Source organism: Nakamurella sp. GG22, from assembly GCF_052976845.2.
The window spans coordinates 76,887-101,089 of the sequence record NZ_JBRIIO020000024.1; the positions used below are offsets into that span (position 1 = coordinate 76,887).

Consider the following 24,203-nt stretch of genomic DNA (forward strand, 5'->3'; position numbering starts at 1 on the left):
TGCAGGGTCGGGCAGGCCCCTTCCGCCCTGTGACCGCCGTTCAGACCCAGATTTCGAGCGCGAATCCGAGCCCGAGCAGGACGGCGTAGACGAACTCCAACCGGCCGGTGGCGCCGAGTACCGGGATCAGCGCACCGCCCCGAGCGCCGCCGAGGACCTGTCGGACCGGCGGCACCGCCAGCGGCAGCGGCAGCAGCGCGAGGAAACACCACGGCGAGGTCACACCGACGGTCGCGGCGGCGACGAATGCTCCGGCGAGCATCAGGGCGAAAACCCGCCGGCTCAGCGGCTCACCGAGCAGGACTGCGAGGGTCCGTTTGCCGGCCGTGACGTCGGTGTGCACGTCACGCAGGTTGTTCGCCATCAGCAGCGCGCACGCCAACAGTCCGATTCCGATGGCCGCGATCAGCGCCCCGAGGGAGAGGTCCTCCGCCTGTACGTACGTCGTTCCCAGGACAGCAACCAGGCCGAAGAACACGAAAACGAAGATCTCGCCGAAGCCCGCGTAACCGTAAGGGCGCGGCCCGCCGGTGTAGAACCAGGCCGCCGCGACGGAGGCAACTCCGACAGGGATCAGCCACCAGGTCGTCAGGGCCGCGAGCACCAGTCCCGCGACGCCCGCAACGGCGAAACACCCGAAAGCGGCCAGCTTCACGGTGGAGGGTGTCGCGAGGCCGGAACCGACGAGCCGCAGCGGGCCGACCCGATCCGCGTCGGTGCCGCGAATGCCGTCCGAGTAGTCGTTCGAGTAGTTGACGCCGATTTGCAGCGCGAGCGATACGACAAGCGCAAGGCCGCCGCGCAACCAGGAGAAGCCACCGAGCGAGATCCCGGCGCCGGTGCCGACGAGCACGGGCGCGACCGCGGCCGGGAGTGTCCTGGGCCGGGCGGCCGAGAACCATTGCTGTGCAGTTGCCACGTGCAACGACCCTACTGTTCCGCAGCAGGTCCGCTGACAACGAGCGGAACGCCGGCCGCGACTGCCGCGGCCCGGTAGGCGGCCGCCAACGAGGCCGCGGTCTGGTGCGCGTTGAGTCCGCTGGGGTTGGGCAGCACCCAGAGCTCGGCGCCGGCGAGCGTCGACTCCTGCCGCCCCTGCTTGGCAGTGCGGTCGCCGAACGCCAGTCGGTAGGCCGAGACGCCGAGCACCGCCACGACTGCCGGTTCGTACCGCTGAACCAACGCGGTCAGCGGTCCGGCTGCCTGCCGGAGTTGATCGGCCGTGAGCTCGTCGGCCCTCGCGGTCGCGTACGGCACGAGGTTGCTGATCCCGATTCCTGCCCGCAGCAGTTCGTCCCGGTCGGCGGGCAGCAGGCCGCGGCTGGCATCGATCCGGTGGGCGGTAATGCCGGCGAGCTGCAGTGCCGGCCAGAACCGATTGCCGGGACGGGCGAAATGCGCATTCACCGCGGCCGTCCACAGACCCGGGTTGATCCCGACGAACAGCAGCTTCATGCCTGGACCGACGAGGTCGTCCACCTTGGCGCCGTGGAACGACTCCAGTTCCGCCCGGGTGAACCGGCGGGTCTGCCGTCCTGCCGCGGGCTTCCGTCCTTCGGCGGGCTTCCGTCCTTCGGCGGGCTTCCGTCCGCCGGCGGCCTGCGGTCCTGCGGCGGTATGCGGTCCTGCGGCGAGCTGCCGATCCGGACCGATGCCTGACCCCTCGAGGGCCGCCATCAGAACGCGGGGTCCTGCTGCTCAGGCGACGGCTCGACCGCGGGGCCGGGGCGGGTCAGAGGCGGTTCCTGGACACGAGGCGTGGGCTGCCGGGGCGCGAGTTCGCTGGCGTCGAGTTCCCGGGCGTCGAGCTCTGGTAGCGCGAGTTCGCGGGCGTCGAGCTCCCGGAGCGCGAGCTCGCGGGCGTCCAGCTCGCGGAGTGCCAGTTCGCGGACGGCCGACCGGTCGGGCTTGCCGGGCCCACGATGCGGCAGATGGTCGACGAGAACCAGGTGCTTCGGGGCGGCGGCCGGGCCCTGCGCGTAGACGGCGGCGGCCCGTAACGTCGCGAGGTCCGGCGTCATCCCGACTTCCGGCTGCACCACGGCGACGACGGCCGTGCCCCACTCGTCATCGGGCACACCGGTGATCATGACCTGGGCCACCCCGGCGACCCGGAACAGCACGGTTTCGATGACGGCCGGGTCCACCTTGACGCCCCCGGTGACGATGACGTCGTCGATCCGCCCGACGATCCTGAGGTGACCGGCATCGAACACCGCGAGGTCGTCGGTGACGAAGGTGCGGTTGATGTCGCCGGGCCGTTGCCAGAACGACGGGTGCCGCGGCATGTCCCGGTACCCCCGCGCCACCATCGGCCCGCTGATCGAAACCCTGCCCGGGCGGCCTTCGGCGGGGTGCGAACCGTCGGGCCGGATCCGGTCGGTGGGGCGTTCGTCGTGGTCGACACTGACTGCGACCTGATCGAGCGGCACCCCGTCGTACACGCACCCCCCGCAGGTTTCGCTCATCCCGTACGTGGTGATCACTGGAACGCCTGCCTGCCGGGCGTCGTCGACGAGCGCCCGCGGCGTCGCGGCACCGCCGACGAGCACGGCAGAGAAGGTGGCCAGCGCGGCGGTCGCTTCCGGATCGGCGAGTATGCGGTGCAGCTGGGTCGGCACGAGCGACACGAATCGACGGCCCGCGGGCATCGTCGACACCGTGCCGGTGAAGGCCTCGGTGGTGAACGGGCGGGCCGTGTCCATGATCGCCGGGGTGGTCCCTTCGGCGATCGCGCGCAGCAGCACCTGGAGTCCGGCGATGTGCTGTGCGGGCAACGTCAGCAGCCACGTGCCCGTCGGTTCGGGTGGGCGTCGAGGGCCGTTCGTCCGGTGCGGGTGTAGGCCGCCTGTGCAGGTCAGTGCACATCGGGTGGCGTCGGCGGACGCGACGAGCGCCGAGACCGGCAGCAGCGCGCCCTTCGGAGTCCCCGTCGACCCGGAGGTCGCGACGACCACCGCTGTGGGGTCGCTGGGGTCGTCCTCGATGTCCGCGAGGGCCGTCCCGCCGGCGAGTCCGGTGATCAGCCGACCGGTCTCGGCGGGCTGACCTGCCGGCACCGGCAGGATCGCATGTCCCTCACCGCGCAGTGCCGCCTGCAGCCGTGGCAACAGGTCGAACAGCTTCTCGCCGGTGGGGAACTCGAGCACTTCCAGGAGGCGGGGCATACCGGATCAGTACGCCCAGGGGTAGGGGCTGAAATCGGGGGAGCGCTTCTGCAGGAAGGAGTCTCGACCCTCGACCGCCTCGTCCGTGCCGTAGGCGAGCCGGGTCGCCTCGCCGGCGAACAATTGCTGGCCGACCATGCCGTCGTCGGTGAGATTGAACGCGTACTTCAGCATCCGCTGGGCCGTGGGCGACTTGCCGTTGATCTCCGCTGCCCACTGCAGCGCGACGGTCTCCAACTGCGCGTGCGGCACCACCTCGTTGACGGCCCCCATCGCGTGCATGTCGGCGGCGGTGTACTCGCGGCCGAGGAAAAAGATCTCCCGGGCGAACTTCTGCCCGACGAGCCGGCTGAGGTACGCCGATCCGTAACCACCGTCGAAGGATCCGACGTCGGCGTCGGTTTGCTTGAACCGCGCATGCTCCGCGCTCGCGAGGGTGAGGTCGCAGACGACGTGCAGCGAGTGCCCGCCGCCCGCCGCCCAACCGGGAACGACCGCGATGACGATCTTCGGCATGAAGCGGATCAGCCGCTGGACCTCGAGGATGTGCAGCCGTCCGGCGCGGGCAGGATCCACCGTGTCGGCGGTGTCGCCGTCCGCGTACTGGTAGCCCGAACGACCACGGATCCGCTGGTCCCCGCCGGAACAGAACGCCCAGCCACCGTCGCGGGGGCTCGGTCCGTTGCCGGTGAGCAGGACGCAGCCGACGCTGCCGGTCATCCGTGCGTGGTCGAGTGCGCGGTACAGCTCGTCGACCGTGTGCGGGCGGAACGCATTGCGCACGTCCGGCCGGTTGAATGCGATACGCACGGTTGGCAGATCGACGTCGGTGCCGGCAGCGCCGGGGCGCGGTCCGATGTGCCGGTGGTAGGTGATATCCGTGAAGTCGAAGCCATCCACCTCGCGCCAGCTGGTCGGGTCGAAGATCTCGCTGACGGGGGCTGCGCTCATGACGGTCACCTTACGAGCGGTCGCCCGGTCGTTCGATGACGGTGCACGCGAGAACGCGATCCCCGGCAGGCAGCTCACCGTTCACGGCGGGTCCCTGAGGCCCGTGCCGGCGAGCCAGGTCAGCGGCCGAAGAGGCCCTTGATGTGATGCGACGTGTTCCGCCGCGGGACCCGAGCCGGGTCGATCCACGCCGGCGGCAGGAACTCGGGTATGCCGTCGTCGGCGAATTGGATCTCCCAGTTCCCGCGGTGTACCTCACTGTGATGGTGCCGACACAACAGACAACCGTTGCGATAGCTGGTTTCTCCGTGGTCGGCCCAGAAGACCACATGGTGCGCGTCTGTCCAGGCCGGTGGTCGGTCGCAGCCCGGGAACGCGCATCCCTTGTCCCGCAGAACGAGTGCCCGGCGGATCGCGATCGGGAACAGCCGGCTCGCGGAGCCGACGTCCAGCACCTGGGAGGGCGAGCCGAGCACCGCGGGCACGATCATCGCGTCACACGCGAGTGTCCTCGCCTGCGCGCCGGTGATCGGGCCGCCGAAGTCCAGAAGCCCCATCCCGCCGGCACCGAGCGCGCGGTCGCCGCCGGGCGCTGCCCGAAGGTCGTCGAGCGTCATGGTGACCGTGATGTGCGGGCGTTCACTGCCCTGTGTCGGGGCGTCGCCGAGATCGAGATACCGCCTGAGGACCTCCAGCAGGGCATGCCCGCGGCGGGTGGCGGCCGGCCGCGGATCGGCGACACCGGCGTCGGGTCCGACCGGCGTGGACAGACCCCCGATCGCCTGGTTGACGATCTCCACCCCGAGGTCGTCCAGTTGGCCGGAGACCCTCGTCAGGCCGGTGTTCGCGTTGCGGGTGCCGAGGGAGAACTCGACGTGATCGGCGGGTGGGTCGTCATCGAAGTCCTGTCCCTCGTCGAGGGCGATGAGCACCGCTCGGGCGAACACCGCGAAGGGGGCGGGTTCGGTGATCCGGCCGTGGGCGACGAGTTGTTGCTGACACAGCAGCCGGGTCTCGTCGTCGACGCGGCCCGGCAGCTTGGCCATCGTCGTCACGATCGTTCGCGTCTGCTCGGCCCCGATCGCTCCCTCGTGTAGGGCGTCGGCGAGCAGTGGCAGCACAGGTGCGAGCTCTCCGCCGGACGGGATCTCCTGCGGAAGGACGGCAGCGGCGGTGCGGACCATCGACGCGGCGTCGCTGTGGGAGACGCCGAGGGTGTTGCGCAGCAGCGCTGCCGTCGATGCCGCGCCGTGCGTGCCGGCGAGGCGCCGGGTGTCGACTTCGCCTGCGAGGTGCACCTGTGCGGTGAAGACCAACCGGCCCAACGCTTCCAGGTCCCGCGCGAGCAACAGCAGGTCGGTGTCCGGCACCTTCCAGAACTCGGTGTCCCGCAGTTCCGTCAGCGCCTGCCGCGCGTCGCCGACAACCGCGACGGCGGCATCGAGAACGCTCACTTCGGACACGTTCGAACCGTAATCCGGGCCGTCGGCTGCCGACCGCAGCGGCGACACAATGTGGACAACCTCAGTCGCGCACGCTGGCCAGGCGGAATCCTCGGCCTCTGCCGAACGGGCGCCGGCACCTACTTGTGGGCCGGCGCCAGCAGCATGTCGGCGAGCGATCGCGAGAGCCACCGCTGGTAGTCGGCCATCCGCCAATGCCTGCGGCGGACAAGCATCTCCCAACTGGGCAGCCCGTTCATCATCCAGATGATGTCGCGCGCCTGCTCGGTCGTCATGCCATCCCGCAACGCGCCGAGCTCGGCCAATCGGCCGGCGATCCCGGTGGTACCGATGAGCCGTTCGGCGTCGGTGGTCTCGAGTAGTGCGACGAGGTCGGGGTCGCCGGCCGTGGCACCGGCGACGATGACCGCAAGGAGCGGCCCGAGGCGCTCGAACAGGGCGGTGCCGAGCGCGGTGTAGCTGTCCAGCAGCGCGCGGGGGTCGGTCAGCGCCATCATCCGCTGGACCTCCGGCCTCTGGGCGAGCGGCACGGGCGCGTCGTCGCCGACGAGGCGAACGTCGTACAGCCGCTTGAGCAGTTGTGCTTTCGAGCCGCACGAGTTGTACACGGTCTGTTTCGACACCGCGGCCGTCGCTGCGATCATCGCGAGAGTCGTTGCGGGATAACCATGCTCGAGGAACAGCTGTTCCGCTGCCGCGAGGATGCGACGCTCGGTGACGATCGCAGCCTCTTGGCGGAGGGGGCTCGAGTAGGACCGCGAGATATTCACTGGACTCCTGGTCAAATGGTTGTATCTTCAGTCTACTCAATCGGTCGGCCCGACCGGACGAACACATCCCCGACAGCCGAGAGGTGCCACGTGAGCACGTTCCTTTTCGCCAGCATTCCCGTCCCCGCGCATACCGCGAATCCGATGCCGTTCGCCGCCCGGTTGATCGAACGCGGACATCGCGTCCTCTGGTATTCCGGGTCGGCGTTTCATCGGCAACTCGCATCCATCGGGGCGGAGCCCCTGCCCTACGTCGCCGCGGAGGACTTCGGCGGCATGGATCTGACGGAGCACTGGCCGCAGTACCGGGACATGGCTCCGATCAAAGTCATTCGGCACGTGTTCGCGGAAGTCTTCGTCGGCCACGCCCCGCAGCGGGTCGCGGACATCCGCGGGATCCTCGCCGATACACACATCGACGCGATGCTCTGCGACGAATTGATGTTCGGCGTCGGCCTCGCAGGAGAGCTGGACTCCGTGCCGTGGGCGACCTTCGGGGACGGCCCGCTGCCGTTCGAGGAGCCCGACACGCCGCCCTTCGGGCCCGGGCTGCAGCCGATGCGCGGACCCATCGGTCGCATCCGCAACGCGCTGGTCCGAGCCGCCGGCCGACGGCTGATCTTCGCCGATGCCGATCGTGTGCACCGGGAGACCAGGGCGGCGTTGGGACTGCCTGCGCCGTCGAGGTTCGTCCTCGAAGAGATGTCGTCGCCGTTCCTGCACATGCAGGGCTGCACGCCCGGATTCGAGTACCCGCGCAAGGCGCTGCCCGAGCACGTGCACTGGGTTGGCGCCCTCCGTCCGGACCCGCCGGTGCACTGGGAGCCGCCGCCCTGGTGGCCCGAGGTGACGAGCACCTCGCGACCCGTCGTCGTGGTCAGCCAGGGGAGCATCCGTCCCGACCCCACCGAGTTGTTGGTGCCAAGCGTCAGGGCGCTGGCCGACGAGGATGTGCTCGTCGTGGTGACGACCGGTCAGGGCGATCCGAGTGGCCTGGTCGAAGCGTTGGGCGGGGCGCTGCCGCACAACGTCCGGGTCACCAGGTTCATCCCCTACGACCTGCTGCTGAGGCACGCGGCGGTCTTCGTCACCAACGGCGGGTACACCGGGGTGACCCTCGCACTGGCCAACGGTGTCCCGTTGGTGCAGGCCGGTACGACGGAGGAGAAGGCGGAGATCGCTGCCCGCATCCGCTACACCGGCGTGGGCGTGACCCTCGGTGCGTCACGGCCGACCGCCGAGGCCGTCCGGCGTGGCGTGCGAAAAGCGTTGGACAACAACAGCTACCGTGCCGCGGCCGGCGTGATCCGTACGGAGATGGCGGCGCACGACGCCGGCCGGGAGGGCGCCGATCTGCTCGAGCGGCTCGCGGCCACCCGCCGTCCGGTCCGGCGCAGCGAGCTCTCCGGGGCGATCACCGGTTGACCGCGTTCCGGCGGTCCGACTTCAGCACAGTTTGGCGATGACCGCCGTGGCGGGGTCTGCACAGCCGTCCCGCCGGTACGAACTGGACGTCGGTGAACGGACTTGCCGATCAGTGCCGTCAGTCGGACCGATCCCTCGCTGGCGCTGTGGCACGGGAACCCGACGGTCACGGAATGACAGTGATGGCCGCCCGCAGAGCGGGCAGGAGTGCTCACTCCGCCAGGCATCCGTTCACTGTCCGCAACCAGTATTTGGCGCGCGGACTGCAGCCGGGCCCTGATAGACAACCCGGCATGCAGATCGTGGTCACCGGCAGCGCCGGACATCTTGGCGAGGCGTTGATGAGCACCTTCACCGAGGCCGGTCACGAAGTGGTCGGGATCGACGTCCTGCCATCGCCGACGACCGAGATGCTGGGCTCCATCACCGACAGGTCCTTCGTCCGCGCCGCCCTGCGGGACGCGGATGCGGTTGTCCACGCGGCGACGTTGCACAAGCCACACGTCCGATCCCACCCGCGGCAGGCGTTCGTCGACGTCAACGTGACGGGAACGCTGGTCTTGCTCGAGGAATCGGTGACGGCGGGCGTGGGACGTTTCGTGTTCACCAGCACGACGAGCGCCTTCGGGCGTGCGCTGACCCCGGCGCCGGACGCGCCGGCCGTCTGGGTCGCCGAGGACCTGCACCCGTTGCCGCGCAACATCTACGGCGCGACCAAGGTGGCGGCCGAGGACCTGTGCGAACTGGTGCGCCGGGACCACGGTCTTCCCTGCGTCATCCTGCGCACCGCCCGGTTCTTTCCGGAACCGGACGACACCGCCGCCGTCCGCGACCGGTACTCGACGGCGAACGCGCAGCTGAACGAATTGCTGTACCGCAGGGTCGACATCGCTGACGTCGCGCGGGCACATCTGCTCGCGGTCGAGCGCGCCGACGCCGTCGGGTTCGGCCGGTTCATCGTCAATGCGACCACACCGTTCACAAGGGCGGACCTGTCGGACCTGCGGCGCGACGCGGCGTCCGTTGTTGGCAAACACTTCCCTGGGTTCGAGAAGGTCTATGCCGACCTGGGGTGGCGGATGTTCCCGGTGATCGACCGGGTGTACGACAACGCACGGGCACGAGCCGCGCTGGGCTGGGCGCCCCGGTACGACTTCGCGAGCGGACTCGAGCGGGTTGCTGCGGGGCTCGACCCGCGGAGCGCGTTGGCCGCTCGGATCGGTGAGAAGGGCTACCACCGGTCCTGACGGCGGCCGGGTTGGCGCGGTGGAGGATCCCGTGCGCCGGTCCTGACGGCGGCCGGGTTGGCGCTGCGGACGATTCGGTGCGCCGGTCCTGACGGCGGCCGGGTTGGCGCGGGGGACGATTCGGTGCGCTGGTCCTGACGCGTTCGTGTCGTGACGGGCGTTCGTGACAAGCGTTCGTCACAGGGCATTCGCGACCGAGCGTTCGCCACGGGGCATTCGTCAAGAGCCGGTGGCCGCTCCGGGACGGCCCCGACGGCATTGTCAGGACCGCCGCGGCGGACTCTACCGTGGAGCGAGGTAACCGCCGGCCGCTCTCGCGTCCCGAGGAGCGACGGGTTACAGGGCGTGCGGGCGCCGGGGTCAACGTCACCGATGGATAAGCCAGCCCGAGCCGGGCGGAAAGGACGGGCGGAAAGGACGGGCGGAAAGGACGGGCGGGGAAGGATGGGCAGGTGCCCGCCGACACCGACCCGATCGATCCGATCGACCCGTCCGCATCGCCGCACCCTGACGATCTCCGGGCGCTGCTCGCGACCGCCGCCGTTTTCGCGCTGCCGATGGTCGAGCGATTCCGCGGGATCACCGTGCGGGAGGGGGTGCTGCTGCACGGGCCGGCCAGGTGGGCCGAGTTCGCACCCTTCCGCGACTATGACGACCGGCAGTGCGTGCCGTGGCTCCGCGCCGCGATCGAGTCGGCGACGCTGCCCTGGCCGGAGCCGGTACGCAGCGGGGTGGAGGTCAACACGACCGTCCCGGTGGTGGGTGCCGACCGTGCCGCGGAGTTGGTGCTGGCCTCCGGGTGCCGGACCGCGAAGGTGAAGGTCGCCGATCCGGGGGTCGACCTCGCTGCCGACGTCGAGCGGGTCGCCGCGGTGCGCGAGGCCCTCGGCCCGACCGGACGCATTCGGGTCGACGCGAACGCGGCCTGGACGGTGCATGAAGCTGTGCCGGCCATCGAGGCACTGGACGCCGCCGCAGGCGGCCTGGAGTACGCGGAACAACCCTGCCGGACCGTTCCGGAGCTCGCCGAGGTGCGGCGCCGTGTGCAGGTGCGGATCGCCGCTGACGAGTCCATCCGGCACGCCGCCGATCCGGCCAAGGTGGCGCTGGCCGGCGCGGCGGACGTGGCGATCATCAAGGTCGCACCGCTCGGCGGGGTTCGCGCGGCGCTCCGGATCGCCCGGGCGGCGGGCCTGCCGGTCGTCGTCTCGTCGGCGGTGGACAGTTCGGTCGGGTTGGCCGCGGGACTCGCGCTCGCAGCCGCGTTGCCGGATCTGCCCTACGCCTGCGGACTGGGCACAGCGGATCTGCTGTCGGTCGACGTGACGTCCGCGACCCTGGCGCCGGTCGGCGGGATGTTGGCGGTGCGCCGGGCATCCCCCGATCCCGACCGGCTCAACGCCGTTGCCGCCGACACCACTGCCACCCGGTATTGGCTGGACAGGCTCAGCAGGGTCGCGGCGCTGCTGGACACGAAAGACCGCCCGGCCACGGACGTTGACGGCTGATCCCACTCCGAGCGGCCGTGCGACGCAAACCACCTGCGACACCGGATTCGGTAGGGACTTTGGACTCTGGCCCGGCCGATTAGCCGCGCACATGATCGCATCATGGTCGAGACATCCACCCCAGTCAGCACCCTGACCGAAGCCGAGAGCTGGGCCCTCCTGAACTCCACCGAGTTCGGCCGCCTCGCACTCAGCGTCGCCAATCAGCCAGAGATCTTCCCCATCAATTACGCCGTGCAGAACGGCACTCTCGTGTTCAGGACAGCGCAGGGGACCAAGCTCGCCGCGCTGACGATCAACGAGTCGGTGGCCTTGGAGATCGACGGTTATGACGGCAACGGCGGGTGGAGCGTCGTCGTCAAGGGGCAGGCGCACGCCGCCGAATGGGGTGACGACTTCGACGACGCCCAGGTTTCCGGACTCCGTCCCTGGGTGGCCACGATCAAGCCGGTGTTCGTCCGGGTGATACCCGCGGAGGTCACCGGTCGGCAGTTCATGTTCGGGCCGCCGCCCGACGAACTCTGAACCCTGCCAAGTCTTGGAACCGACCCGGGTCCTGAAACCGACGACCTTTGACAAGGCCGGGTCTAAGAGCCGACGGGCTCAGGCCTGCCGGGTCATGAAACCGACGGGCGCCTGAAACGACGCGCGCCTGAAACCGCCTGAAACCGACGGGCGCCTGAAACCGACGGGCGTCTGCAACCGACGGGCGTCTTAAACCCGCCGAGTAACGCGACCTGCCGGCACAGGGCCGACCGACAGCGACAATGGCGGGCGTGAACCCGTCGACGGCATTGGCCAGTGTCCTGGTGGACGAGATGGTGGCCGGTGGGGTCACCGACATCGTGCTCGCCCCGGGGTCGCGCAACGCTCCGCTGTCCATGGCAGTGCACGCCGCCGACGCTGCGGGCCGGGTGCGGCTGCACGTCCGGATCGACGAGCGGACCGCGGGTTTCCTGGCTTTGGGGTTGGCCCGCGGGTCGGGCCGGCCGGTCGCCGTCATCACCACCTCCGGTACCGCGGTGGGCAATCTGCACCCGGCGGTTCTCGAGGCCCATCACGGCGCGGTGCCGCTGCTGGTGGTCTCCGCCGACCGTCCGCCGGAACTCCGTGACGTCGGAGCGAACCAGGTTGTCGACCAACGCACCCTGTTCGGTCGGGCGCTCCGGTTCTTCCATGAGTTCGGTGTGGCGCAGCGCGTCCCCGGGCAGAACGCCGGCTGGCGGGCGATGGTCTGCCGCGCCCTTGCGTCGGCAGCCGGGGCCGGCGGACTCGCCGGGCCGGTGCACTTGAACGTCGCCCTTGCCGACCCGCTGATGCCCGATCCCGCGCTGATGCCCGATGCCGCGCAGACGGCTGGTGCCGCGCGACCAGCCGGCGCGGCGCGGACAGCCGGCGCGGCGCGAACAGTCGGCGGGACACGGACAGCCGGCGCGGCGCGGGTCGCGGGTGTCCAGCTCGAGGACTGGCCGGAGTCGTTGGCCGGCCGGGACGGCCCGTGGACCACGGTCACCGGCGCGGACCCCGCGCTCGGGCCAGCCGTGCCGGCGACCGAGCCGGGTGAACGCGTGCTGTTCCTGGCCGATCTGACGCATCCATGGGCGGGAACCGTCGCCCGCACGGGTCACCTGGTGATCTCCGAGGCCGGCGGTGCCGCCGGCTCCGCGGTGCTCGGCGCCGGTCTGCACCTGCTGTCCGCCGGTGATTGGCTCGAGCAGGAGCGCCCGGACCGGGTGATCGTGCTCGGCCGGCCGACCCTGTTCCGCCCGGTACAGCGGCTGCTCGCCGATCGGCGGGTGACCGTTGACGTGATCGCCCATCCGGCGAGCTATGCGGACCCCTCCGGTGCGGCGAGGTGCGTCGCGGCGGGCTGGCCCGATCTGCGCGGCGCTGCCGATCAGGACTGGTCCGCCCGGTGGCGCGGAGCCGATGCCGCAGCAGGCCGCGCCGTCCAGAAGGTGATCGACGAGCTGGACATCAACGCCTCGCCCCGGTTGGCCCGCGATCTCGTCCGGGCGTTGCCTCCGCGCGCGACGCTGCTGCTCGGCTCGTCACAGTCGCCCCGAGATGTTGCCCTGACGGCCGCCCCGAGGGACGGTCTGCGGGTGCTGGCCAACCGCGGCGTCGCGGGTATCGACGGCACCGTCTCGACGGCGGTCGGGGTGGCTCTCGCCGCTCATCCGGAGGACTGGCCGACGGTCGCGTTGATCGGCGATCTCACCGCTTTACACGACATCACAGGCCTGATCATCGGTCCGCACGAGCCGCGGCCGGACCTCGTCATCGTGGTGAGCAACAACGACGGGGGCGCCATCTTCTCCACCCTCGAGCCGGGGGAGCCCCGTCACGCACGGGCGTTCGAGCGGGTCTTCGGAACACCGCACGGCGCGATGATCGGCGGCCTGGCGGAGGGTGCCGGCGCCGAGCACGTTCTGGTCTCCACGGCCGACGAACTGCCCGACGCCGTCGCCGATCCGGGCGGCATCCGGGTGGTGGAAGTACCGACGTCGCGCACCGACCTCGAGTCCACGTTGAATCGGATGACGCAGGCGGTCCGCGACGCGCTCTGAGGCGCGTCAGAGCAGCAGCGCGCGCAGCGTCCGGGCGAGCCACGCGCGGTACTGCGCCGGCGTCCAGCCCGCTTCGTGCACCAGCCTGAGGTAGTGCGGGGCGGCCAGCACGAACCACAACTCGTCACCGACCTCGTCGATGGGCCGGCCGGAACTCAAACCCCCGAGGGAGGCGATCAGGGCGACCCCGGTCCTGGTATCCGTTCTGGCCCGTTCGCCGAGTTCCCGGCGCACCGTCGCGATGCGCGGGTCCGACAGTGCCGCGGCCTCGAACGCGGCGGCGAGCGCGGCGCTCCGCGCATTGGCCGGGACCATGAAGTCGACGAGCGCATCCACGAGGGCGACCGGGTCGGTCTGCTCGACGACATGACGGAAGGACTCCCGCTCCAGCAGGGACGTCCGCCCCTCGTCCCCGGTGAAGGCTTGTTCGTACGCAGCGAGAAGCAGGTCGGCCTTGGGCCCGCTCTGTTGCACGGTTTCGACGGACAGCCCCGCCCGTGCAGCGATGGCCTTGAGCGAGGTTCCGGCGTAACCGTTGTCGGCGAAGCACTCACCGGCGGCGGCGAGTAGTCGGCGACGGGTCGCGGCAGCCTGCTCGGCACGAACAGGGGACCGGTAGGCGCGCTTGGCGTGCAAAACAGGTTGCTCAACATTCATTGCGTTGGCACCGTATCAAAATCGCGTGGCCCGCTTCCTGATCAGAGTCAACCTGCCCCTCACCCCGCTGGAGTTTGCTGCAATGAGTTCGTTCCTGCTGTGCGCGACACCCGTCTACGGTCACGTCGCACCGATGATCACCATCGGCCGTCATCTCGTCGATGCCGGCCACCATGTCCGCATGCTCACCGGCAGCCGCTTTGCCGGTGCCGTCACCGCTGCCGGTATGGAGCACCTCGCGCTTCCGGAGGCGGCCGATTACGACGACCGCGACGTCGCAGGCGCCTTTCCCGGCGGCGAGGAAATGACCGGTGTCCGCCGGATTCGTTTCGACGTCGAGAACAACTTCGTCGCCGTGATGCCGCACCAGTACCTGGGAATCCGGTCGGCGCTGTCGCGGGGGCCGGTGGACGCGGTATTGAGTGAGACGGCCTTCACCGGAGTCCTGCCGCTGCTGCTCGAGGAGGACGGGACACGGCCGCCGGTGCTGATCTGCGGCGTGCTCCCGCTCCCGCTGTCCAGCCGCGACACCGCGCCGTTCGGGCTCGGTCTGCCACCGTCAACAAGCGTGATCGGCCGGCTCCGCAACCGTTCGCTGAACAAGCTGGTGTCCCGGGGGATCTTCGGGCGCGCCCAGCGGCTCGCCCAGGGTCACCTGCGCGACCTCGGCGTCGCAGCGCTGCCGTGCTTCGTCCTGGACTTCAGTTGCCTTTCCGACCGGATCCTGCAGCTGACGGGCCCTGGCTTCGAGTACCCACGGAGCGACCTGAGGACGGGCGTCGACTTCGTCGGTGCCGTGCTACCGGCCCTCGATGCGTTCGACGCCCCGTCCTGGTGGGGCGAACTGGACGGTCGTCGACCGGTCGTCCATGTCACCCAGGGGACGATCGCCAACGACGACCCGGGGGCGCTCCTGCTGCCGACGATCCGGGCGCTCGCCGGCGACGACGTTCTCGTCATCGCCACCACGGGGGACGAGGCGACCGCCCACGCACTCCGCCAAGACCTGCCGAGCAACGCGAGGGTGGAAGCCTTCTTGCCGTACGACCGGCTGCTGCCGAAGGTCGACGTGATGGTGACGAACGGCGGTTACGGCGGCGTCCAGTTCGCGCTCTCCAACGGTGTCCCGCTGGTCGTCGCCGGCGACACCGAGGACAAGCCGGAGATCGCCGCCCGGGTGGCCTGGTCGCGCGCCGGGATCAACCTTCGTACCGGCCGACCGACCCCCGAGGCCGTCGCCGGCGCGGTTCATCGGATTCTGGGCGAGCCCGGATTCCGGTCGGCGGCCGAGCGGCTGCGTGACGAGCTCGCCGCTCGCGATCCGCTGGCGGCGATCACGAGCGCACTCGAGAACGCTGCGGCTGCCCGGAGTTCAGCCGCGAGCAGCGGACCGGACGTCGCCGTCGTTCGCTGAGCCGGCCGGGCAGGGCCCGGGGCTCAGCACAGTGGAATCGGCACAGTGGAATCAGCACAGCGGAGACACCACCAGATGGGGGACGTCAGCCGGCGGACGAGATGTAGCCCATCAGCTGCTGCTGTTCGGTCTCCAGCTCGTCGACCCGGATCTTGACGATGTCGCCGATGGACACGATGCCGGCGAGGACGCCATCTGCAACGACCGGCAGATGGCGGAATCGCCGCTGTGTCATCGTCGTTGCCAGTGAACGGATCTCGTCGGTCGGCGAGCACGTCTGCACTTCGGCGGTCATCACCGTCCGGACCGGCACCGTCAGGATCTCCACCCCGACGCTGTCCAGGCCGTGGACGATGTCGCGCTCGCTGATGATGCCGTCGATGGTCCGCCCGTCCTTGGTGACAACCAGTGCTCCGACCCGATGCCCGGTCAGCGCGCTGATCGCCGCACCGACGGTGGCCTCCGGATCAATGGTCGCGACGGCGTCGCCTTTGGTCGCGAGAACGTCTTTGACGCGCATGGCACCCCTCCCACCACGCCGGGTTCGCCGGACCGCGGACACCGTCAGGCGCCGACGTGCACATCGAAGGATAGTCCGGTCCATCTCGACTGAGCGGGATCTGCGCTGTTTGTTCGGATCGGATTGGACAACGAGCAGTCAGTCGGCGCGGAAATGCGGTATAGGTCAATGGCCGGAGGCTGTCTCTGGTGTAAATGAAACCTCTCGACGGAGATGTGCCGACAGACTCGTCCTTCTTTTCCGGGTCGAGTCCGTCAGGGGGTCGCTCGAGAATGGCGACGGCCTGTCGGTTCGTGGCTCGGGGAGAACGCCGAATCAATTCCCGAAATGACAAATAAAGGTCAAGTCGGCAGCGTTGGTGCGCTGGGCGCAACCCAGTGCTGCGTCCCAGTTCAGGCGCAGATCCGCGGGCGGGACCGTTATCGAGACGGGCGAGGTCCGCATTTGTCACGCCGATCTAGGAGTGATCTGGCACTCACTGAGAAACTCATTCGAGCCACTGTGCACCAGTGGGTGAAATACCATCTTCGTCAAATGGGAAAATGTCACTCGCGCGTAGCGTCAGGGTGACGAAAGAAGGTATTCCCATGAGGTCGAGAATTGTTGCCCTTGTGATGTTGGCGGGACTGACGCTGGCCGGTTGTGCCGCTCAGCCGGCGCCGGTGACGGGCGTCGGGCAACCCGCACAGGGCGCATCGAACGTGACCGCAGCAGCCAGCAGCGAACAGTCGGACGCCGTGCAAACCGTCGTCTCATCGGCTCCACCGACGGTGACGGTGACGGCCGCTCCTCCGGTGACGGTCACGGCCCAACCCCCGGTGACCGCGCAACCCCCGGTGACTGTGGTGGCACCCGCGCCGCGGACCGTGACGGCTCCCGCCCCGGATGTGGTCGTCGTCCCGGCACCGAATCCGTATCCCGGCTATTACTACGCAGGGGTGAGCGCCCTGCCGTCGGGGCTGTACTGCAAGGACCTGAAGGCGCTCGGGTACAACTGGGCCGACGCAACCGAGTACTGGCTGATGTGGGGCGCTCCGGACAACATGGATGCCGACCTGAACGGTATTCCGTGCGAGACCGTCTACTAACCTTTCGCCCTGGTCTGGGTGTCAGACCCGCGACTCGAGCGCGTCCCTGATCGGGATCATCTTGATCTGCGCCTCGCGTGCCTCGATCTCCGGCTGCGAATCGGCGACGATCCCGCAGCCGGCCATCAACCGCACGCTCCGGCCGTAGATCTGGGCGCAACGCAGCGCGATGGCGAACTCGCCGTCACCGCGGCTGTCCATCCATCCGACGGGTGCCGCATACCGGCCCCGGCTCATCGGCTCGAGTTCCCGGATGACCTGTCGCGCAACGGCTGTCGGGCTGCCGCCGACCGCCGCGGTGGGGTGCAAGCGGGCCGCGAGATCCAGCGCGGTCGGGGCTCGCTGGTCGAGCCGGCCGACGATGTCGGTGGACAGGTGCGTGAGGTTGGCGAGCTCGAGCGGTACCGGGCTGGCCGGTACGTCGAGCTCCTCGGTGGCCAGAGCGAGGATGTCCGCGACGGACCGCACGGCGTACGCGTGTTCGGCGATGTCCTTCGCGCTGCCGAGAAGTCCCGCTGACACGGCGTCGCCGCTGTGTTCCTTCCAGGCGGTACCCGCGAGCACCCGCGACGCGACGAACGCGCCGCTGCGGCGGATGAGCAGTTCCGGGCTCGCGCCGACGAGTCCGTCGACAGCGAAGGTCCAGCAGTCCGGGTAGGCGTCCGCGAGCCGGCGGAGCAGGAAGCGCTCGTCGACCGGGCGGGTCGTGGTGGCCTCGAGATCGTGCGCGAGCACAACCTTCTGCAACTCACCGGCCCGGATCCGGGCGGTGGCCGCGCTGACCGCGGAGGTGAATCCGGCGACCGAGAGGTCGGCGTCGGCGTAGCTGACCCGGCCGGGGGCGCGCACCGCGGCGGGGCGCCCTGTCCCGAGCCCGGTCACGAGCCCTGTCCCGAGCGCCGGCCCGATGGTGGTCCTGAAGGTGATCTCGCCGTCCCTGCCGAGCACCGTGCTCGGGACGACGGCGACCGAGACGTCGTCGTCGTCGAATCCGAGCGAGACGAAGGCAATCGGCCCACTGCCGCGAACCCCGACGGAATCCTCGATCCGCAGACCTGCGCAGACCTCTGCGAACCAGTCCTGGATCTGTTGCGCGGCGTCCGGACCGGTGGTGGTGAAACGCTGGTACTCGCCCCACCCGACGAAGCCCGTCCCGCCGTGCACGAAGCACAGCGTGCCGTTCGGCCGGGGGAGCGCATCGATCAGTTCGGTGTCCGGATCGACCGATTCGGAGACCGCATTCAGCGCCAGACGAGTGGTCGGCACGGCAGTCACGAGCGCCAAGGGTAGTCGTCCGGCCCGCCCGGCCCGCCCGGTCCTCGCGTGATGATCGCAACGTCCGCCGATTCCCGACAGCTCCGCGCAGGTGGATGGGCCCAGCAGCGGCCATAGACTTTGCCGGTGACGGCCGAGGCGCACTCCGCAGCCGGCCCCGTACCGGGCGGTTCCTCGACGCGGGCCGACGAAGGCAGGCGCGGCCGCCTCGGATGGCGTTGGGCGGCCCGCGGCGTGCTGCTCGCGGCCGTCGCCGTCACGGTCATGATGATCGCCCTCGCGATCGCGATGCGGGCGAACGACAACGCGATCGACGACCATCTCGGCAGCGCGACGGCCACCGTGCTGTCGGTCTCGCCGCTGCGGACCGGGATCGAGTTCGTCGACGCGACCGGCGCGACGATCCGGCCGGAGGGCGGCGTTCTGTATCCCGGCCTGCTCTCGCTGGGCCAGCAGTTCGTCGTCGAGTACTCCCAGCAGGACCCGCAGATCGCCCGGGTGGCCGGCCGGACTGCCGCGGTCGGCACGCTGTCGATCGGCCTTGTCACCGTCGTCACCTGGCTGGTCGCCGTGCCGGTGATCTGGTGGCTGATCCGGCGCGCCCGGCTGCCGCTGTTCGGAACCGCCCGGGGTCCAGGGCATGCCGCGAACCCACCATCGCAAGGTCCGGCGGAGCAGTCGCCCCGGTCGCCGTGACGGCCCTGGGATCAGGAGCGACGGAGGTCACTGCGGTGGCACGACGGGGCCCGTTGCTCGGTAGGCTGCCACCTCATGGGCTGGGGTGAAGTGCGATGAGCAGGGCGGGTCTGGAGAAGGAACCACGACAGGTCGCCGCCATGTTCGATGCGGTCGCCGAACGGTACGACCGCACCAACACCATTCTTTCCGGCGCGCAGGACGGCCGGTGGCGTCGGCACACCGTCCGCGCACTGCAGTTGCTGCCGGGTCAGAAGGTCCTCGACGTCGCCGCCGGGACCGGCGTGTCGACCCGGGCGCTGGCCGGGACCGGGGCGTGGTGTGTGGCCACCGACTTCTCGGTCGGGATGCTGTCCGCGGCGAAGCCCGAGTTCCGGTTGCCCAGGGTGGCCGGCGACGCGCTGCACCTGCCCTTCGCCGACCACTCCTTCGACGCCGTGACGATCTCGTTCGGCCTGCGCAACGTGGAGGATCCGGCCGCCGCGCTCCGCGAGTTCGCGCGGGTGACCAGGCCAGACGGTCAGCTGCTGGTCTGCGAGTTCTCCCGTCCGCGGCCGGCGCCGATCCGCTGGGTCTACCGGTGGTACCTGCGGAACGTGCTGCCGAAGTTGGCCCGCCGGGTGTCGTCGAACCCCGAGGCCTACACCTACCTGCAGGAGACCATCGACGCCTGGCCGGACCAGCCCTCGCTGGCCAGGGTGATCGCGAGATCCGGCTGGACTGACGTGGTCTGGCGCAACATGACGTTCGGCGTCGTCGCGCTGCACCACGCCGTGCGCAGGCCCGACTGACCGGTGACCGGCGAGCCGGCCCGGCGGCGCGCGGTCTGCGGACGACCCGCGCCGTGCGCACCGGATGGCGCATCAGCGTGGCGTTCGGCGCCCTTGGTGTACGAGGTTCGCGACGAGTCCTACACTGAGGGCGAAGTGCGCTCGTGAACGTTTTCACAAACTCGCTTGCCTGCCGTAAGGACCGCGTCGCAGCCCTTCCAGGCCCGACTCCCAACGGTGTGCAGAGAGGTCGCGATGAGCCTGTCGAACGCGGTGAGTGACTCGGACCGGACGGCGGATGTGATCGTCGTCGGTGCCGGCCCTGCCGGGTCCACCGTCGCGACGTATCTCGCCCGCTCCGGCGTCGACGTGCTGCTGCTGGAGAAGTCGACCTTTCCCCGCGACAAGGTGTGCGGCGACGGTCTGACCCCGCGCGGCGTCAAGCAGGTGCTCGCCCTGGGTGTCGATGTCTCCGGACCGGACTGGATCAAGAACAAGGGCCTGCGTGTCGTCGGCGGTGGCACCAGCCTCGAACTGCCCTGGCCGGTCCTGCAGGACTTTCCAGACTTCGGCGTGGTCCGCCCGCGCCGTGATTTCGACGAGATGCTCGCCACCCTCGCGGTCAAAGCCGGCGCCCGGATGCGGGTGGCCACCACCGTCACCGGGCCCGTCCGCGACGAACGCACCGGCCGGATCACCGGCGTGCTGGCGAAGACGCAGGACGGCCCGACGGAGTTCACCGCGCCGCTGGTCCTGGCCTGCGATGGCGTGTCGGCGCGCGTCGCCCTGGGCATGGGCATCAACAAGCGCGACGACCGGCCGCTCGGGGTGGCCGTCCGGCGCTACTACAAGAGCCCGAGCCGGACGAACGACGACTACCTCGAATCGCACCTCGAGCTGTGGGATCGCTCCGACCCGGCGAAGGCCAAGCTGTTGCCCGGTTACGGCTGGATCTTCGGCTTGGGCGACGGCACTGTGAACGTCGGTCTCGGCATGCTCAACTCGTCCAAGGCGTTCGGCAAGACGGACTACCGCGCTCTGCTGCGGACCTGGCTCGACGGCACCCCGGAGGAGTGGGGCCTGCGCGAGGAGAACGCCCTCGGACCGATCGGCGGCGCGGGCCTGCCGATGGGCTTCAACCGCACGCCGCACTACGCGGACGGGCTGCTGCTCGTCGGTGACGCGGGCGGTGCGGTCAACCCGTTCAACGGCGAGGGCATCGCCTATGCGATGGAGTCGGCGGCACTCGCCGCCGAGTCCGTCCTGCAGGCGCTCGGCCGGCCGGATGGACCCAGCCGGGAAGCGGCGCTGCACGGGTACGAGACGGCCATGAAGGACCATTTGGGCGCTTACTACCGCCTTGGCGGTATCTTCTCCACGCTGATCGGGAAGCCGGCAGTGATGAAGACGGCAACCCGATTGGGGCTGCCGCGCAAGGATCTGATGTACCTGGTGCTCAAATTGCTCGCCGGGTTGTACGACAGCCGGGACGGCGACTGGGCCGATCGCATCGTGCGGTCGCTGACCAGGATGGCGCCCAGTGTCTAGCGTGTGTTCGTGCCGGCGTCCGACTAGCCCGGGGAGGGCTCTGCCGTGCTGAGTGCTTATCTGCCGATCATCATCCTGTTGATCCTGGTGACCGGGTTCTCCTTGACGATGGTCACCGTGGTCAGCGACAAGCTCGGCCCGCACCGTTACAACCGGGCAAAGCTCGACGCGTACGAATGCGGCATCGAGCCGACCCCACTTCCGGCAGGCACCGCCGGCCGATTCCCGATCAAGTTCTATCTGACCGCAATGCTGTTCATCGTCTTCGACATCGAGATCGTCTTCCTCTACCCGTGGGCGCAGTCGGCCGTCCAGCTGGGAGTGCTCGGCCTGGTGGAGATCCTGCTGTTCATCGTCACCGTCGGTGTCGTGTACACCTACGCCTGGCGCCGCGGCGGGCTCGACTGGGACTGACGACACGCGCGCTGATCAAGACGCGGACCGTCCCCTGTGCTGAACTGACCGACGGTGGCACGGATCGGCGGCCCCGCAAGCGCACTACGCAACACCGGCACGCACCACAGGCACCACCAGCACCACGTAGGCGGCATCACAAGTGTCCATCCGTATCCGCTCATCAGGCGAAGAAGGGAGCAGTGCTCATGGGCCTGGAAGAAAAACTTCCTAGCGGTGTGCTGTTGACCAGCGTCGAGAAATTGGTCAACTGGACCCGCAAGGCATCGCTGTTCCCGGCCACCTTCGGCCTGGCCTGTTGTGCGATCGAGATGATGACGACCGGTGCTCCCCGGTACGACCTGGGCAGGTTCGGCATGGAGGTCTTCCGGGCCTCCCCGCGACAAGCCGACCTGATGATCGTCGCGGGCCGGGTGAGCCAAAAGATGGCCCCCGTCCTGCGGCAGATCTACGACCAGATGGCCGAGCCCAAGTGGGTGCTGTCGATGGGCGTCTGTGCCTCATCGGGCGGCATGTTCAACAACTACGCGATCGTCCAGGGCGTGGATCACATCGTCCCGGTGGACATGTACCTGCCCGGCTGCCCGCCGCGCCCCGAGATGCTCATCGACGCGATCCTCAAACTGCACGCGAAGATCATGGACGAGCCGCTGGGCGCCAAGCGGGCGGCCGAGAAGCTCGGCCAGCGCACCGATCTGGTGGCATCCTCGGTCCGCTACGGCAAACTGCCGGCCCCGGTCGGCACCCCGCAGGTGAACATCGACGCACTGGCCGCCAAGGAGATCGGTGCGGGGCGGTCATGACCGAACCGCGCAACACCGGACCCCGCGACCAGAACTCCCCCGAACCGCAGGCAGAGAAGTCGCCGCCGAGCCGGCCTGAGCAGGACTCACCGGCCGCGTCCGGCGGCGTGGGACGCACGTCGACAGGCGGCAACGATTCCGCGGAGGGTGGCACCACCGCCGCCGGCGGCCACAGCTCGGTCGACACCCCGGGTGAGAAGGCGACCGGCACCACGGACGACGCGTCCGCGAAGGGCACCGACTCGACAGCCGTTGCCGAGCAGGGACTGCAGGACCCGAGCTCACCCGCCGGACTGTCCGGGCGGACCGGGATGTCCGGGGCGCCGGTGGGCGTGCCCGCGACCGGCGTCGAGCGCACTGGCATGTTCGGTGTGCACGGGTCCGGCGACACCTCGGGTTTCGGGCTGCTGGTCCGGCAGCCGTACACGCCTGTGCCGGCGGAGCGGCCCTACGGCGCCTACTTCGATGAGGTCGCGGACGCGCTGCTCGCGGCGATGGCCAAGCGGTCGATCCCACCGCAGGCCCTGTTGCAGACAACGGTCGCCAACGGCGAGATCACCTTCTACGTCGCCCGCGACCACCTCACCGCCCTGCTCTGGGCGGTCCGTGACGACGAGTCGCTGCGCTTCGAACTGGCCTCGTCGATCTCCGGCGTCGACTACGGCGAGAACGTCGCCCGCCGGCTGCATGTCGTGTACGAACTGACGTCGATGACGTACCGCCGGCACATCCGGCTCGAGGTGGCCGTCGATGTCACCGACGCCAACGTGCCGAGCGCGGTCGGCATCTACCCGACGGCCGATTGGCAGGAGCGGGAGATCTGGGACATGTTCGGCATCAACTTTCCCGGTCATCCCGGCCTCACCAGGATCCTGATGCCGGACGACTGGCTCGGGCATCCGCAGCGCAAGGACTACCCGCTCGGCGGGATCCCGGTGGAGTACAAGGGTGCCGAGATTCCTTCGCCGGACCACCGGAGGACGTACTCATGACCGAGAACGACGGCCGGGCAACCGGTTCGGCGACCTTCGCCGAGGACTACCTCGACACCGATCTGCAGGACTCGGCGACCCGCCGGCGCAGCGACGAGAACCTCCGCAGGGCAAGGGGAACCGACACCACCGAGGGTCGGATGTTCACCGTCACCGGTGGCGACTGGGACGAACTGCTCGCGACGACCGAGTTCGAGAACGACGAACGCATCATCATCAACATGGGCCCGCAGCACCCGTCGACGCACGGCGTGCTGCGGCTGATCCTCGAGCTCGAGGGTGAGACCGTCGTCCAGGCGCGGTCCGTCATCGGCTATCTGCACACCGGTATCGAGAAGTCCTGCGAGTACCGGACCTGGACGCAGGGTGTCACGTTCGTCACCCGCGCCGACTACCTCTCGCCCGCGTTCAACGAGCAGGCGTACTGCATGGCCGTCGAGAAGCTGCTCGGCATCGAGGTTCCGGTCCGCGCCCAGGTGATCAGGGTGCTGCTGATGGAGCTGACCCGGATCTCCTCGCACCTGGTGGCGCTGGCCACCGGCGGCATGGAACTCGGCGCGCTGACCGGTATGACGGCCGGCTTCCGGGAGCGCGAGGAAGCGCTGCACCTGATGGAGTTCCTCACCGGGCTCCGGATGAACATGGCGTTCATCCGGCCGGGCGGGGTCGCGCAGGAATTGCCGGAAGGCTCGATCGACCGGATCAACCAGTTCATCAAGGTCATGGAGTCACGGCTCCCCGAGTACGACAAACTGCTCTCCGGGCAACCGATCTGGAAAGCGCGGATGGTTGGGGTGGGGATCCTGCCACTCGAGGCATGCATGCAGCTCGGCGTCACCGGACCGATCCTGCGGTCGGCCGGTCTGCCCTGGGACCTGCGAAAGGTCATGCCGTACAGCGGCTACGAGGACTACGAGTTCGAGGT

22 protein-coding genes and 1 pseudogene are annotated in these 24,203 nt (G+C 69.5%); 14 read left to right on the plus strand and 9 right to left on the minus strand.

Translation table 11 applies throughout. The features are described 5' to 3' along the window. Positions 1-40: 40 nt before the first annotated feature. From ACVBEQ_RS21275 to ACVBEQ_RS21300, 6 genes are all read right to left on the minus strand, one after another. The gene (locus ACVBEQ_RS21275; RefSeq protein WP_447155402.1) at positions 41-919 is read right to left on the minus strand and encodes a 1,4-dihydroxy-2-naphthoate polyprenyltransferase; all 879 of its coding nucleotides are present in this window, start codon (positions 917-919) and stop codon (positions 41-43) included. A gap of 11 nt (positions 920-930) precedes the next feature. Continuing rightward, the gene (locus ACVBEQ_RS21280) at positions 931-1,503 is read right to left on the minus strand and encodes a mismatch-specific DNA-glycosylase (protein ID WP_447155423.1); all 573 of its coding nucleotides are present in this window, start codon (positions 1,501-1,503) and stop codon (positions 931-933) included. Positions 1,504-1,676: 173 nt separating this feature from the next. Continuing rightward, positions 1,677-3,167, minus strand: a complete 1,491-nt coding sequence (locus tag ACVBEQ_RS21285; protein WP_447155403.1) for an AMP-binding protein — start codon at positions 3,165-3,167, stop codon at positions 1,677-1,679. Between the two features lie 6 nt (positions 3,168-3,173). Beyond that, positions 3,174-4,118 carry a 1,4-dihydroxy-2-naphthoyl-CoA synthase gene (locus ACVBEQ_RS21290; RefSeq protein WP_447155404.1) on the minus strand — a complete coding sequence of 315 codons (945 nt, stop codon included), beginning with the start codon at positions 4,116-4,118 and terminating at the stop codon, positions 3,174-3,176. Between the two features lie 119 nt (positions 4,119-4,237). Then, positions 4,238-5,581, minus strand: coding sequence for an HNH endonuclease signature motif containing protein (locus tag ACVBEQ_RS21295; RefSeq protein WP_447155405.1), 1,344 nt, complete (start codon positions 5,579-5,581; stop codon positions 4,238-4,240). Between the two features lie 119 nt (positions 5,582-5,700). Beyond that, complete coding sequence (locus tag ACVBEQ_RS21300; protein WP_447155406.1) at positions 5,701-6,351, minus strand: TetR/AcrR family transcriptional regulator; 651 nt, start codon at positions 6,349-6,351, stop codon at positions 5,701-5,703. Positions 6,352-6,441: 90 nt separating this feature from the next. Here ACVBEQ_RS21300 and ACVBEQ_RS21305 point away from each other — a divergent pair, with 90 nt between their 5' ends. The 5 genes and pseudogenes from ACVBEQ_RS21305 to menD form a co-directional block, all read left to right on the plus strand. After that, a complete protein-coding gene (locus tag ACVBEQ_RS21305) occupies positions 6,442-7,776 on the plus strand; it encodes a glycosyltransferase (protein WP_447155407.1) in 1,335 nt (444 codons plus the stop codon). Positions 7,777-8,069: 293 nt separating this feature from the next. After that, on the plus strand, positions 8,070-9,023 hold the full coding sequence (locus ACVBEQ_RS21310; protein ID WP_447155408.1) for an NAD-dependent epimerase/dehydratase family protein: 954 nt from the start codon (positions 8,070-8,072) through the stop codon (positions 9,021-9,023). 557 nt (positions 9,024-9,580) lie between these two features. After that, positions 9,581-10,531 (plus strand): o-succinylbenzoate synthase, encoded by a 951-nt coding sequence (locus ACVBEQ_RS21315; protein ID WP_447155424.1) that lies wholly within the window; start codon positions 9,581-9,583, stop codon positions 10,529-10,531. Between the two features lie 102 nt (positions 10,532-10,633). Beyond that, complete coding sequence (locus ACVBEQ_RS21320) at positions 10,634-11,056, plus strand: pyridoxamine 5'-phosphate oxidase family protein (protein WP_447155409.1); 423 nt, start codon at positions 10,634-10,636, stop codon at positions 11,054-11,056. A 251-nt stretch (positions 11,057-11,307) separates the two neighbouring features. Further along, positions 11,308-12,990, plus strand: a pseudogene (gene menD / locus ACVBEQ_RS21325) (2-succinyl-5-enolpyruvyl-6-hydroxy-3-cyclohexene-1-carboxylate synthase); the annotation flags it as partial. Positions 12,991-13,107: 117 nt separating this feature from the next. Here the strand turns inward: menD and ACVBEQ_RS21330 are convergent. Then, positions 13,108-13,758, minus strand: a complete 651-nt coding sequence (locus ACVBEQ_RS21330; protein ID WP_447155410.1) for a TetR/AcrR family transcriptional regulator — start codon at positions 13,756-13,758, stop codon at positions 13,108-13,110. Positions 13,759-13,840: 82 nt separating this feature from the next. Between ACVBEQ_RS21330 and ACVBEQ_RS21335 the strand changes: the two genes are divergently transcribed. After that, a complete protein-coding gene (locus tag ACVBEQ_RS21335) occupies positions 13,841-15,172 on the plus strand; it encodes a glycosyltransferase (RefSeq protein ID WP_473163197.1) in 1,332 nt (443 codons plus the stop codon). Between the two features lie 85 nt (positions 15,173-15,257). On the opposite strand, the gene ACVBEQ_RS21340 is transcribed toward ACVBEQ_RS21335, so the two are convergent. Then, a complete protein-coding gene (locus tag ACVBEQ_RS21340; protein WP_447155412.1) occupies positions 15,258-15,692 on the minus strand; it encodes a CBS domain-containing protein in 435 nt (144 codons plus the stop codon). A gap of 587 nt (positions 15,693-16,279) precedes the next feature. Between ACVBEQ_RS21340 and ACVBEQ_RS21345 the strand changes: the two genes are divergently transcribed. Then, a complete protein-coding gene (locus tag ACVBEQ_RS21345) occupies positions 16,280-16,780 on the plus strand; it encodes a hypothetical protein (protein ID WP_447155413.1) in 501 nt (166 codons plus the stop codon). 21 nt (positions 16,781-16,801) lie between these two features. On the opposite strand, the gene ACVBEQ_RS21350 is transcribed toward ACVBEQ_RS21345, so the two are convergent. After that, the gene (locus ACVBEQ_RS21350) at positions 16,802-18,055 is read right to left on the minus strand and encodes an isochorismate synthase (protein ID WP_447155414.1); all 1,254 of its coding nucleotides are present in this window, start codon (positions 18,053-18,055) and stop codon (positions 16,802-16,804) included. A 126-nt stretch (positions 18,056-18,181) separates the two neighbouring features. Between ACVBEQ_RS21350 and ACVBEQ_RS21355 the strand changes: the two genes are divergently transcribed. The 7 genes from ACVBEQ_RS21355 to ACVBEQ_RS21385 form a co-directional block, all read left to right on the plus strand. Further along, the gene (locus tag ACVBEQ_RS21355; RefSeq protein WP_447155415.1) at positions 18,182-18,751 is read left to right on the plus strand and encodes a DUF3592 domain-containing protein; all 570 of its coding nucleotides are present in this window, start codon (positions 18,182-18,184) and stop codon (positions 18,749-18,751) included. Between the two features lie 95 nt (positions 18,752-18,846). Further along, positions 18,847-19,542 carry a demethylmenaquinone methyltransferase gene (locus tag ACVBEQ_RS21360; RefSeq protein WP_447155416.1) on the plus strand — a complete coding sequence of 232 codons (696 nt, stop codon included), beginning with the start codon at positions 18,847-18,849 and terminating at the stop codon, positions 19,540-19,542. A gap of 234 nt (positions 19,543-19,776) precedes the next feature. Next, positions 19,777-21,069, plus strand: coding sequence for a geranylgeranyl reductase family protein (locus tag ACVBEQ_RS21365; RefSeq protein WP_447155417.1), 1,293 nt, complete (start codon positions 19,777-19,779; stop codon positions 21,067-21,069). A gap of 48 nt (positions 21,070-21,117) precedes the next feature. Further along, complete coding sequence (locus ACVBEQ_RS21370) at positions 21,118-21,483, plus strand: NADH-quinone oxidoreductase subunit A (RefSeq protein WP_447155425.1); 366 nt, start codon at positions 21,118-21,120, stop codon at positions 21,481-21,483. 188 nt (positions 21,484-21,671) lie between these two features. Next, positions 21,672-22,286, plus strand: a complete 615-nt coding sequence (locus ACVBEQ_RS21375; protein ID WP_447155418.1) for a NuoB/complex I 20 kDa subunit family protein — start codon at positions 21,672-21,674, stop codon at positions 22,284-22,286. A 311-nt stretch (positions 22,287-22,597) separates the two neighbouring features. Continuing rightward, complete coding sequence (locus tag ACVBEQ_RS21380; protein WP_447155426.1) at positions 22,598-23,278, plus strand: NADH-quinone oxidoreductase subunit C; 681 nt, start codon at positions 22,598-22,600, stop codon at positions 23,276-23,278. After that, positions 23,275-24,203: NADH-quinone oxidoreductase subunit D (locus ACVBEQ_RS21385; protein ID WP_447155419.1), on the plus strand; the 929-nt coding region annotated here is incomplete at its 3' end. The genes ACVBEQ_RS21380 and ACVBEQ_RS21385, both read left to right, overlap by 4 nt.